General features: G+C 39.7%; 9 protein-coding genes. 6 read left to right on the forward strand and 3 right to left on the reverse strand.

The window, feature by feature from the left end:
* Positions 1-10 precede the first annotated feature (10 nt).
* The 5 genes from ACQY77_RS20630 to ACQY77_RS20650 all read left to right on the forward strand — a co-directional run bounded on the left by ACQY77_RS20630 (position 11) and on the right by ACQY77_RS20650 (position 8,956).
* Complete coding sequence (locus ACQY77_RS20630) at positions 11-1,096, forward strand: glycoside hydrolase family 43 protein (RefSeq protein WP_421940429.1); 1,086 nt, start codon at positions 11-13, stop codon at positions 1,094-1,096.
* 117 nt (positions 1,097-1,213) lie between these two features.
* Complete coding sequence (locus ACQY77_RS20635; protein ID WP_421940428.1) at positions 1,214-3,043, forward strand: beta-galactosidase; 1,830 nt, start codon at positions 1,214-1,216, stop codon at positions 3,041-3,043.
* A gap of 264 nt (positions 3,044-3,307) precedes the next feature.
* Complete coding sequence (locus ACQY77_RS20640; RefSeq protein WP_421940427.1) at positions 3,308-6,307, forward strand: SusC/RagA family TonB-linked outer membrane protein; 3,000 nt, start codon at positions 3,308-3,310, stop codon at positions 6,305-6,307.
* A gap of 20 nt (positions 6,308-6,327) precedes the next feature.
* Complete coding sequence (locus ACQY77_RS20645) at positions 6,328-7,962, forward strand: RagB/SusD family nutrient uptake outer membrane protein (protein ID WP_421940426.1); 1,635 nt, start codon at positions 6,328-6,330, stop codon at positions 7,960-7,962.
* 304 nt (positions 7,963-8,266) lie between these two features.
* Positions 8,267-8,956, forward strand: coding sequence for a Crp/Fnr family transcriptional regulator (locus ACQY77_RS20650; protein ID WP_421940425.1), 690 nt, complete (start codon positions 8,267-8,269; stop codon positions 8,954-8,956).
* A gap of 44 nt (positions 8,957-9,000) precedes the next feature.
* Here the strand turns inward: ACQY77_RS20650 and ACQY77_RS20655 are convergent, their stop codons facing one another.
* From ACQY77_RS20655 to nirB, 3 genes are read right to left on the reverse strand one after another with little or no spacing between them, the layout of a single operon-like run.
* A complete protein-coding gene (locus ACQY77_RS20655) occupies positions 9,001-9,411 on the reverse strand; it encodes a hypothetical protein (protein WP_421940424.1) in 411 nt (136 codons plus the stop codon).
* A gap of 33 nt (positions 9,412-9,444) precedes the next feature.
* Complete coding sequence (gene nirD, locus ACQY77_RS20660; RefSeq protein ID WP_421940423.1) at positions 9,445-9,837, reverse strand: nitrite reductase small subunit NirD; 393 nt, start codon at positions 9,835-9,837, stop codon at positions 9,445-9,447.
* Complete coding sequence (nirB, locus tag ACQY77_RS20665; RefSeq protein WP_421940422.1) at positions 9,822-12,338, reverse strand: nitrite reductase large subunit NirB; 2,517 nt, start codon at positions 12,336-12,338, stop codon at positions 9,822-9,824. The genes nirD and nirB overlap by 16 nt, the downstream gene beginning before the upstream one ends.
* 252 nt (positions 12,339-12,590) lie before the next feature.
* On the opposite strand from nirB, the gene cobA reads away from it, so the two are divergent.
* Positions 12,591-13,361 (forward strand): uroporphyrinogen-III C-methyltransferase, encoded by a 771-nt coding sequence (gene cobA, locus ACQY77_RS20670; RefSeq protein ID WP_421940421.1) that lies wholly within the window; start codon positions 12,591-12,593, stop codon positions 13,359-13,361.
* Positions 13,362-13,393: the final 32 nt, after the last annotated feature.

Here is a 13,393-nt window from a genome sequence, read left to right on the forward strand (position 1 = left end):
ATCTTACCTGATGGGACTAATACTATGTGTTGGTTTTAGTCTTCATACACAAGCACAATCATATACCGATTTTAATCCTGGTCAGGTCTGGAAAGACGATAAAGGGGTACATATCAATGCCCATGGTGGTGGAATTGTGAATGTTAAAGGGATATATTATTGGTTTGGAGAGCATAAAGTAGCAGGTGAACTGGGCAATACCGCACAGGTAGGCGTTCATTGCTATTCTTCGAAAGACTTATACAACTGGAAAGATGAGGGGATTGCCCTTTCCGTAATTGATGATCCCAATAGTGATATTGCAAAAGGCTGTATTTTAGAAAGACCAAAAGTGGTTTACAACAAAAAGACAGGGAAATTTGTAATGTGGTTCCACCTGGAACTTTTGGGTAAAGGCTATGCTGCTGCCCGTACAGGGGTAGCCACTGCCGATAAAGCCACAGGACCTTATACATTTATCAAAAGTTATCGGCCAAATCCCAATAAACAGCCCTTCTATGCTGAAGGAACCCCGGATGCCGAAAAAGTAAATTGTGAACAACCTAAAGACAAGGTAGATGGTTTTTTTTGCAGAGATCTGCCCGGTGGGCAAATGGCCAGAGACATGACTGTTTTTGTGGATGATGATGGTAAAGCCTATCATGTTTTTTCTTCAGAAGAAAACTTTACACTGCATCTGGCAGAGTTAAGCCCTGATTACCTCAGCCATACTGGAAAGTTTATCCGGATTTATGTTGGCCAGCAAACTGAAGCACCCGCACTCTTTAAAAAAGACAATGTGTATTACATGGTTGGATCGGGCTGTACTGGTTGGGCGCCCAATCCTGCAAGGTGGTTTAAAGCGAAATCTATTTGGGGGCCATGGACGTTTATGGGTAATCCCTGCGAAGGAGAAGGTGCAGGTAAGACTTTTGGCGGACAAAGTACCCACGTTTTGCCTGCGCCCGGGAAAAAAGGTCAATTTATCTTTATGGCTGACAAATGGGCGCCTAAAGATGCAATAGATGGTCGTTATCTATGGTTACCTATACAGTTTGAAGCCGATAAAATCAAAATTAAGTGGATGGACAAATGGAACCTAAGCGTTTTTAAATAAAACCAGCGCAAAGCACTAAAATTTCTTAAAAATATCTTTAACTGCTTAAAATTAAGTGGATTGGAGGTTTTTTATGCCAAAAAAATCAAATATGAATCATTTAATACCCCAATATCTATGAAAAAAAACATCTTATTAGCCGTCATGTTGTGTGTTTCTATGCTGGCATTTGGTCAGAAAAAATCACACGAATTTAAATTAGGAGAAAATGATTTCCTGCTGGATGGGAAGCCCTTTCAAATTATATCAGGAGAATTACATTATCCCAGAGTGCCGAAGGAAGCGTGGAGAGATAGAATGAAAATGGCGAAGGCCATGGGGTTAAATACCATTGGTACTTATGTTTTCTGGAATTTGCATGAGCCTCAGAAAGACAAATTTGATTTTTCTGGCAATAACAACGTAGCAGAATTTGTAAGAATAGCGGCAGAGGAAGGCCTTTGGGTGATTCTGCGCCCAAGCCCTTACGTTTGCGCAGAGTGGGAGTTTGGAGGTTATCCTTATTGGCTGCAAAATGAAAAGGGGCTAATCGTAAGAAGCAGAGAGAAACAATACCTCAACGAATACAGAAAGTACATTACTGAGGTGGGTAAACAACTGGCCCCTTTGCAGGTAAATCATGGGGGTAATGTACTAATGGTTCAAATTGAGAATGAGTATGGCTCTTATGGTTCGGATAAAGAGTATCTGGAAATTAACCGTAAAATGTTTATAGAGGCAGGTTTTGATGGCTTGCTTTATACCTGCGATCCGGAAGCCGACATTAAAGACGGACATTTGCCAGGTTTATTACCTGCAATCAATGGACAGGATAAGCCAGCTATAGTAAAATCTAAAATTGCAGCCCTGCATCATGGAAAAGGGCCTTATTTTATAGCTGAATGGTATCCTGCCTGGTTCGATTGGTGGGGAACAGCTCATCACACCGTGCCGGCAGAAAAGTATACAGGTAAGCTCGATTCTGTACTTGCGGCAGGTATTTCAATCAATATGTATATGTTCCACGGCGGCAGTACAAGAGGTTTTATGAATGGAGCAAATTACAAGGATATTTCTCCTTATGAACCACAAACCAGTAGCTACGACTATGATGCGCCCCTGAATGAAGCAGGGAATGCAACAGAAAAATTCAGGCAATTCAGGGCCGTTATTGAAAAACATCTTCCTGAGGGACAGGTTTTGCCCGCCATTCCTGCAGATAAAAAAACAATTGTTATTCCTTCCGTTGCACTGAACAAGAGTACAGGCTTATTTTCAGCTTTGCCTTCTGCCGTTAAAAATGTTAAACCATTATCTTTCGAAGATTTAAAGCAAGATTATGGCTATGTGTTGTACAGTACAACAATTAAGGGGGGGAAAAGCGGGATGCTCAAACTTAATGAGCTTCGTGATTACGCGGTGATTTTCCTTAACAAAAAAAAGGTAGGTGTTTTAGACCGAAGATTAACTCAAGACAGCCTGCAGATTACGCTTCCACAAGGTGATGTACAGCTAGACATTCTCGTAGAAAATATGGGTCGTGTTAACTTTGGTAAGTATCTCCTGGAGAATAAGAAAGGAATTACTGAAAATGTGTTATTTGATGGGAGGATAGTTTCTAACTGGGCAATGTATAGTTTGCCATTTAATGATATCAGCTATTTTAAAAATAAAGCTGGGGCTTCTCCCGTAAATACCGGACAGCCAACTGTAAAAAGCGGCCAATTTGAATTAGAAGCGATCGGTGATACCTATCTGGATATGAGAACCTGGGGTAAGGGAATAGTGTGGGTTAACGGGCATAACCTGGGTAAGTATTGGTCAATCGGTCCTCAACAAACCTTATATCTGCCGGCAGAATGGTTGAAAAAAGGAAAGAATGAAATTACTGTTTTTGAATTATTGAAGCCAGAAGCCAAAACCATTTCTACACGATCAGGCCCTATCCTTAATGAGCTAAAAAATTAAACGTTAAACTAACGATTAAGTTTGAACGTGAAAACTCAAAAAAGGGGTTAAATGCTGTTTTTTTAATGTAAAATCACAATTTAACCCCTATTAATTACCGTATTACCCCTCACTACAGCAGTAATTTTAGTAGTTAATTTGTTATAACCAAATATTAAAATTATGGAGCTATTCACCTAAACCCTTCTGCGATACAAAGTGTCGTTTCTTGCTTTCCTTTTGTCAGGAGTAACCAAATACTAACTAAATATAAAATACAATTTGATGAAAAAAGAATTTTTAAAAGAGGCCCGGCATGCGCTATGTTCTCCTATAATTTTATTGATCATGTTATTCAATCTTCAGGGGTTGAAGGCACAGGATGTAACCCGGATAACCATAACAGGTAAAGTTTCCGATGAAAGGGGAATGCCATTACCAGGGGTTACAGTAAGGAGCAAAGGATCAACGAATGTTGTGGCTACAGATGGTAATGGAATTTATAAGATTGGTACAGTAAAAGGTGCTGTTCTCGAATTTAGTTTTATCGGCTATACCACTAAAAGCATCACAGTAGTTAATGAAACCACCATTAATTTATCCCTTGCAGAAGATACTGGCAAAAGTTTAAATGATGTAGTGGTAGTAGGTTATGGTACGCAGAAGCGTTCTGATATTACCGGGGCGGTAGCATCTGTACCTAAAGAACGATTGTCGCAACTACCGGTTACCAATGTTTTGCAGGCCATACAGGGTGCTGTTTCAGGCGTTACCATTACCTCCAGTTCTTCAATCCCTGGAAGCCAGCCGGCAGCACTTATTAGGGGACAAAATTCAATTACAGCAGGTACAGGGCCATTCGTAGTGGTTGATGGTGTTCCCTTAACTAAAACCGGTGGTTCCTTGAATGATATCAATCCCAATGATATTGCATCTATTGAGATTCTTAAGGATGCTTCTTCAACAGCAATTTATGGTACTAACGGATCCAATGGGGTTATCCTGGTAACCACTAAAAGAGGGCTTACCGGTAAACCGATTATTCGTTATAATGCCTATGCAGGTGTCGAAAATATTGCACATATGCTCGAACCCCGCACGGGAGAAGAGTACCTGCAAAAATATGCCGATTATATGAAACAAACCGGCCAGACACAAACCAGTCCGGTGCCTAACTTTGGAGAACTTCCTAACTATAAAGCAGGTATTACTACCGACTGGATTGATGCGGTAACTCAAACAGGTGTAATGCAAGATCATAACCTCAGCATTTCTGGTGGAACAGAGAATACCAAATATTTTATTTCCGGAGGCTATTTAGACCAGAAAGGACCGGTAAAGGGGTATCAATTTAACAGAACGAGTTTAAGATCAAATTTGGATGTGAACGTAACGGATTTTCTTACTGTAGGTACTTCCTTGTTTTTTGCCGGGAATAATTACGATGGAGGACGAGCAAATCTGCTTTTCGCTACGGCTATGAGTCCTTATGCACCGGTTTACAATGATAAGGGTGAATATAAAATCTATCCAATGGAACCCGAGCAGCTTTATACGAATCCCTTACTTGGTTTATTAACGGATAGAATTAGCAGAACAACAAACTTAAACGGCAATGGCTATGCAGAGATTAAATTCTCTGGCGTATTAAAAGGGCTTAAGTATCGTTTAAATGGTGGATATACCTTTTTTCCAGAAAATTCAGCCTCTTATGTAGGTAGAAAAGCCAATGATCTTTTAGGAACGGCATCCACTTTTTATGCTCAAACCAGAAGTTATACGATTGAAAATTTGCTAACGTATAGCAGAGATTTTAAAAAACACCATTTTGATTTTACAGGACTATACAGTGCACAGCAAAGAAGGTATTCGACCACAACTGCAGGAGCAGTAGGTTTTGTTAACGACGAATTGTCTTACAATAATTTAGGAGCAGGGTCAACACAAACCAGCTCATCTTATGCCGACAGATACCGTTTAAACTCTCAAATGGCCAGGGTTAACTACTCTTACGACAGCAAATACCTGTTCACGGCAACGGCCAGAAGAGATGGCTCTTCTGTGTTTGGAGCCAACACCACTAAGTATGGAATTTTCCCTTCAGTAGCCTTGGGATGGAATATCTCGAACGAAGAATTTATGAAAAACAACGCTGTTGTGGATAACCTGAAACTGAGAGGATCTTATGGGAAAACTGGTAATGAGGGGGTAAATGTTTATCAAACCATTACGGTAGAAGGTGCGGTAAGATTTCCATTTAATGGTATCAGCACCATTGGTGTAGTGCCCAGTAATTTGGGTAATGCCGATCTTCATTGGGAAAGTACCACAACCGCCAATATTGGATTGGATTTTTCTTTGTTCAAAGGACGCATATCAGGTATGTTAGATGCTTACAGCGGCAAAACCAATGACCTGCTCTTATACCGAAGTCTGCCTATCATCACCGGATACACTCGTGTGCTGGATAACTTAGGTAAGGTAGCCAATAAGGGTATCGAACTTACTTTAAACACCAAAAATATCGCTAATGGCGATTTTAAATGGGAAAGTACCATAAACTTTAGCACAAACAAAAATAAGATTGTCGACTTGTATGGAGATGGTAAAGATGATTTGGGGAACAGGTGGTTTATAGGTAAGCCCATCAGCGTAATCTATGATTATAGAATGACGGGTATCTGGCAAACTGGTGAGGATCCATCTAAACAGGATCCAGGATCAAAACCAGGTGATTTAAAATTTGCAGACCTCAATGGAGATGGTGTAATTACAGCCGATAAAGACAGAGAGATTTTAGGTCAAACAGCTCCAAAATGGACCGGTGGATTAACCAATACCTTTCACTATAAAAACTTCAATCTCAGTATTTTTATTCAAACCGCTCAAGGTATGACCAGAAATAATACCGATTTAAATTACGGAGATGAAACAGGAAGAAGAAATACTCCGGCAGAAATAGGTTACTGGACAACTGCCAATCCGAGTGACAGCAGGCCTGCGCTTTCTTACAACAACACAAGAGGTTATGCATATGCTTCTGATGCCAGCTATACCCGGATTAAGGATATAACCGCCAGTTATGTGTTTTCGCAAAAGATTTTGGATAAACTTCATTTGGGTGGATTAACAATCTACGCCAGCGGAAGAAACTTACATACTTTTACCAAATGGGTTGGCTGGGATCCTGAAAACACGTACATCACCCGGGGTTCTGATGGTTGGCTTAACAACTATCCTTTAACCCGTTCTTTTGTTTTCGGAGCAAATATTTCGCTTAAATAATTTAATCAGTAATACAAATTATGAAAAAGTTTATCAATATATTTTTCTCGGGCTTGGCAATTGTATTGTTGTTTTTAAGTTCATGCAAAAAGGGATTTCTGGATGAAAAACCTTTCTCTTCCTATACACCCATTACGTTAAGTGATTCATTAGGTTTTGAAGCTTCATTGGTAGGTTTGTATAATCATGTCAGTACTATTTTTTCTGCTTCTGACAGGCAAGGCTGGCCATCTGTTTGGCAAGTGGGAACAGATGTGGCGAACGCTACTGCCAATCAGGAAGGAATTGAAATTCCTTATTACGATTATACACAATTAACGCCAACAGATGCAGCAGCAGGGACAACCTGGAACCGCAATTATATTCTGGTTAATTTAACTAACATCATTGTAGATGGCGTTGAAAGTCCTGGATTAACAACTATCAGTGCTAAAGGCAAATCCGCAATCAGTGCCGAAGCGAAGTTTTTTAGGGCTTATGCTTACAACAACCTGGCTACCTGTTTCGGCAGAGTTCCTTTGGTACAACATGCATTGTCAGCACCCAAAACAGATTTTGTTAGGGCTCCTTTGGATGAAGTAAACAACTTTATTGTAAACGATCTGCTCTTTGCTGCGGCTAACCTTCCAGATATTGAAGCTGTAAAAACCAATTCAAAAGGTAAATTATATGGTCGTGCCAATAAATATATGGCCATGCAATTGCTTGCAGAAGTTTATTTGAGAATGGGTAAAAATGATCTGGCAGAACAACAAGCAGCGGCAATTATCAATAGTGGTCAGTTTAGTTTAGTTAGTAGCCGTTTTGGAGCTAAAACAGGATCTCCGGGAGATTATTATTCGGATATTTTCGTATACGGAAACGAACGTCGCTCACAAAGTAACAGGGAAGTGATCTGGACACTAGAGCAGGAAAACCCAGCCAGTGTGGTAGGAGGTATCACCAATAGCCCACAACAACGCCGGGTTTGGGTGAGTGCCTATTATAATATTGCCGGAATGACAATTGCCGATTCACTTGGAGGGAGGGGGATTGCCAGGTTACGACTCAGTAATTGGGTGATTTACGGTCTTTACAAGGATGGTGATATCCGAAATTCACAATATAATATTCGTCGTAAATTTTATTACAATACGCCGGGAAATGCAAATTTTGGCAAACAAATTCCTTACACCGGACCAGATACTTTGTTTAAAATCTGTCCGATGACAACCAAATGGAACCAATTTGATCCTAATGATAGCTTTGGTTTTGCCATGATTAAAGATTTTATCCTCATGCGTTTGGGCGAAACGTATTTATTGTTAGCAGAGGCTCAAATGAAGCAGGGTAAGTTGCAGGATGCAGCTAATACCATAAACGTACTCAGGAAAAGAGCATTTCCGGAATATCCAGCTAAAGGACAAGTTGCTGGTTCAGATATGAATCTCAATTTTATTTTGGATGAAAGAGCACGAGAATTAATCGGGGAAGAAAATCGCCGCATGACCTTAATGCGCACGGGTACGCTGGTAGAACGTGCTACCCGTTTAAATAGCAACGATCCTGCAAAGCCACTTAAAGGATTAGCTGCAAAACATTTATTAATGCCAATTCCCCTAACAGAAATTCAATTGAATAAAGATGCTGTTTTAGAACAAAATCCGGGATATTAATCCATCCCGTTCTCTATGGTTAGTTAGTATGCCAGGCAATCTTAATCGGTTGTCTGGCTTTTTCGTTTTTAAAGTCCGAAAGTCCGAGTTTTAATTATCCAGTCTTCATACTTTATTCTTAGTACTTGATACTTAGAAATCTATACTAGCTGCCTGATACAACGTTAAAGTCCGAAAGTCCGAGTTTAATCATCCAGTCTTGATACTTGATACTATTTACTTGATACTATCTACTTTAAACTGTATACTTTTTACTAATTACTCCATGCTAAATACTAATTTTGCCAATCTTAATCCCTGCATAATGAAGAAAGATAAAAGTTGCGATCATAAAAGCTGTTTCATGTGTCAAATTGTTCTTAAAGAGTGGTTGCCAGCCATAGAAGGACATCGGAAAAACTTCATCGCAAAAAAGGGAGAGATAATCATAAAAGAAGGCGAACCGGTTACAGGAGTTTATTTTGTAACCAGCGGTAATGTTAAAGTGCATAAAAAGTGGGGTGATAAAGAATTGATCTTGCGCTTTGCCAGAGGAGGTGCAATACTGGGACACAGGGGGATACAAAGCGAACACGCAGTTTATCCCATTTCAGCCACCGCACTGGAAACAACAACCCTTTGTTATGTAGATATTGATTTTTTTATGGCTACGATAAAAGTAAATCATGCATTCGCATTCGAATTATTGTTGTTTTATGCCGATGAGTTGAATACTTCGGAAAGAAAGATGAGAAATCTGGCATTGATGTCGGTGAAAAGCAGGCTGGCCGTAGCGCTATTCAGTTTACGTGCACAGTTTGGTGTAAATCAGGAAGATTGCATTGCAGTTGAGTTAAGTCGCCAGGATTTAGCGGCTTACACCGGTGCAACTTATGAAACTGTATTCCGGACGATGAATGAGCTGGTCCAGGAAGGGTTAATTGTATTGAAGGGAAAGGGGATAGGAATCCTTGACGAAGATAAATTGCGGGTATTAACAGAAGAGGGAGTTTAAGGCAAACGAATTGGGCACGCTGGATGGACGTGCCCAGGAAATCGTTACAGTTTGTAGCCTAGTCCCACACCCAGCTTCCATGAACCGTTTTTAGTGCTCGTTTTAGTATTATAATAGAATGGTAATTGTAATGCAATGTGTTTAAAGGCGGCGGTTAAGCCAAATCCTAAATTAGGGGTAAGCATCGAATTTTTAGTTGCGCCAGCCGCTACCTGGTCTTCCTTGATGCGTAAACTCGGTAACATGCCAATTAACAGCATGTATGGTTTTTTAGTTACTTTCAAACCTGGGCCTGTAAAGTTAATGTAGGCGCCATGGTCCACATATCCTGCTGCAACAATTCCTTCAAACAATACCAATTTGGTTTGTGTAGCTGTGTTTTGTGCGCTTGATTTTGGGCCGAAAAAATTTAAGGACAATGCAATTGCTAATGGAGTAAAAGTTTTAACTTTCATAATTTAGGTTGTTTATTTTGAGTTATGGTTTGTTCAGGCACTTAAACCGATGAAAACCGTCCCATCTTCTACTTTTACGGGGTAGGTTTTGATGGCACACTCATCACCGCTCAAACATTCTCCTGTACTTAAGGAGAATGTTTTTTTATGGAACGGACAAGCTACCTTAGGTTCATCAGTAGTAGATCCGATCATTCCACGGCTAAGTGCCATTTGCTTGCGGTGCGGGCATTCATTTTGAGTAGCGTACCATTCATTCCTGCGGGTAAAATAGAATAAAGCAATCTGCTCATCTCCATGTTTTACACACACACCACCATTTTCTACTGCATCTTCAACACGGCATGCAGCCAGCCAGTTAATTGTTGTTTCCATGTTATCAAGTCCGTTAAGGGTTGAGGTCTGATTTTCTAAGCTGTTTTCCATTCTTCTGTACGTTTTTGGCCGCGCATGTCGACGAATTGAATTGTTGGATCTTTTTCTTCAGGTGCATTTACAAAATGCGAGAATCTTTTTCTGATGGCTGGGTTTTCAATAGCGGTTTTCCATTCACATTGGTATGCTGCAACTAAGCCTTCCATTTCTGCTTCCCACTGTTTGGCCATTCCTAAACTGTCATTCACTACTACATTGCGTAAGTAATCAATTCCACCGTCCATCTTATTTAGCCAGGTGGCTGTTCTGGTTAGCGGGTCTGCAGTGCGGATATAAAACATTAAGAAGCGATCAATATATTGAATACAGGTTTCGCTATCTAAATCTGTTGCCAGCAAAAGCGCATGCTGCGGCTTACTTCCGCCGTTACCACATACATATAAATTCCAACCCTTTTCCGTTGCGATGATACCGAAATCCTTACTTTGGGCTTCTGCACATTCGCGAATACAACCACTTACCGCCGATTTAATCTTGTGCGGTGCCCGTATACCCCGGTATCTTTCTTCAACCTGAATGGCAAAACTTACACTGTCTTGTAATCCAAACCTACACCAGGTGCTTCCTACGCAGCTTTTTACAGTTCTTAAGGCCTTTCCGTAAGCATGTCCACTTTCAAATCCTGCATCGATTAATTCTTCCCATATCTTTGGCAGATCGCTCAGGTGTGCACCGAATAAATCAATCCTTTGTCCGCCAGTAATTTTAGTGTACAATCCATATTTTTGAGCAACTTGTCCAATTACGATTAATTTTTCAGGCGTAATTTCTCCTCCCGGTATTCTTGGCACAACAGAATAAGAGCCGCCTTTTTGAATATTAGCTAAAAAGCGATCATTGCTATCCTGAGCAGTATCATTACCCTTTTGCAGGATCATCTCATTCCACAAACTCGCCAGGATAGAAGAAACCAGTGGTTTACAAACCTCACATCCATCTCCTTTGCCTAAGCTATCGAGTACCTCGTCATAGCTTTTAATCTCATGAATATGAACAAGATCATAAAGCTCTTGCCTGCTGTAGTTAAAATGTTCACAGATTACATTTCTGACATATTTTCCCTGGGCTTTCATGGTGTAAAGCATTAAATCTTTCACCATTGGGACACAACCTCCACATCCTGTTCCCGCTTTTGTGCATTTCTTGATCTGATCTATGTTTTCACACCCTTCATCGGTAACGGCACTGCATATACCGCCTTTAGTAATGCCTTCGCAACTACAGATTAAAGCAGAATCAGGTAAGTGTTCTATTCCGCCAGAGGCTGATCCTTCGCTACCACCCCGTGATCCTAAAATAAGTTCCTCCGGATTTTCAGGCAATGGGATGTTGTTAGTGGAAGTTTGCAGCAACATGTTGTATGCAGCTGCATCTCCAATTAAAATACCTCCTAAAAGATATTGCCCGTCATTACTTATGTTTATCCTTTTATAAATTCCTTTATGTTTATCTTCAAATACAATCGTTCTGCAATCCGGTTCGTTAATAAAGTTATCGCCAAAGCTGGCCACATCAACGCCAATTAATTTAAGTTTGGTACTCATATCGAAACCATTGAATGTTTTATCCCCGTTTTCGCAAAGATGAGTAGCAACTACTTCCGCCATTTCATATCCCGGTGCAATCAGGCCATAAATCATCCCGTCATATAGGGCGCATTCTCCAATAGCAAATACTGCAGGGTCATTAGTCTGCATTTTCTCATTTACCACTATACCTCCTCTTTGACCAACTTCCAGTCCGCAGGCCTTAGCCAGCTCGTCTCTCGGTTTTATACCAGCCGAAATAACCAGCATATCTACTGCAAGGTGAGAGTCATCACTGAATTTTAAAGCCGTAATGCTGCTTTCTCCTTCAATGAGACTGGTGTTTTTATTCAATAGAATTTTTAAACCAAGGTCGGTTAATTTAGATTTAAGAATGTCGCTACCTGCATTATCAATCTGTCTGGGCATTAAACGAGGTGCAAATTCGATGATGCTGGTTTCTGAAATGCCTAAATCGATTAAAGCTTTAGCAGCTTCCAGTCCTAATAAACCACCTCCAATAACAGCAGCTGTTTGCGCTTTTTGCGCGTACGCACTAATGAGATCTAAATCTTCTATTGTACGATATACAAAAACACCTTCCTTTTCAATACCAGCAATCTGAGGCACGAAAGCAGCAGAACCAGTAGCAAAAACCAGAAAGTCGTAATCATAGCTCAATCCGTTTGCTGCATAAACCTTTTTTTCAGTTCTGTTTATTCCTGTTACAGGTGTGTTAAGATATAGGGTGATTTCCTGTTCATCATACCATGATTCTGTAGATAAAGAAAGGTCTTCAGCAGTTTTACCATTAAAGTATTCACTTAAATGAACACGATCATAAGCTCTTCTAGGTTCTTCTCCAAAAACAATCAAATTAAATGATGAAGTCTTGGATTTTAGCTTTTCACAGAATTTGTATCCCACCATTCCGTTGCCAATGACTATTATTTGTTGTTTTTTCATAAAATCTTGTTGTTTTTTAAGTTTTTGGTCTGAATTTTCGGTTTATTTTTATTTTTTGCTGATTTTATATGTGTTTAGTCTTTCTTTTTGGTGTTTTTTTAGATTGAAAGTGTATATTTTGTGATATTTGATATTCAAAAATAGGTTATTTTAAATTAAAAACAATAATATTTATGATTTTTATCATAAAATATTTAATTTTTTGATAAATAATTACGATTTTTATCCCATGTTAATTTAAATCGTAATGTAATGAGAAGAAAATTATCACCTTTTGGGCTTTATGTAGTGGGTGCGGGTCCAGGAAATCCGGAATTACTTACTTTAATGGCTTTTAAAGTCTTGAAAAAGGCTGATGTTATACTGTATGATAACTTAAGTAATGATGAATTGCTAAAAATTGCTCCAAAATCATGCAAAATGATTTATGTAGGTAAGCAACCTTATAGAAATTGTACGCCTCAGGAAAAAATTAACGATTTAATAGTTCAGTATACCAAATCGCATAGTACGGTTGTTCGCTTAAAAGGTGGCGACCCATTTATTTTCGGTAGGGGCTTTGAAGAATTACTTTTTGCTGAAGAAAATGGGATCAGGGCACAGTATATCCCGGGGATAAGCAGTATGCAGGGTGCTGGATTTGTAGACATCCCGTTAACACACCGTGGAATCAGCGAGAGCTTATGGGCAATTACCGGAACTAAACGTGATGGAAGTTTGTCGGATGATTTAAAATGTGCCATGAGGAGCTCAGCTACTGTGGTGATTTATATGGGGATGAAAAAATTAGCAGAAATTGCTCATACTTACAGTGAAGCAGGTTTGGGGCATGTTCCCGCTGCAATTATTCAACATGCTACCATGCCTCAACAGAAATCTCTGGTTTGTGAAGTAAAGGATCTTCAGGAAGCAGCCTTTAAAGAAGGTTTAAGTAATCCAGCAATTATTATTATAGGTGATGTGGTTCAAGCCAGGGCTTTCATTGCCGCTAAACAATTTAACGAACGTCCGATAGCTGTTTAATTATATACCTATATATATAAGGTAAGCGAGGA

It is taken from the genome of Pedobacter sp. (assembly GCF_965279535.1).
In the GTDB taxonomy this organism is placed as follows: domain Bacteria; phylum Bacteroidota; class Bacteroidia; order Sphingobacteriales; family Sphingobacteriaceae; genus Pedobacter.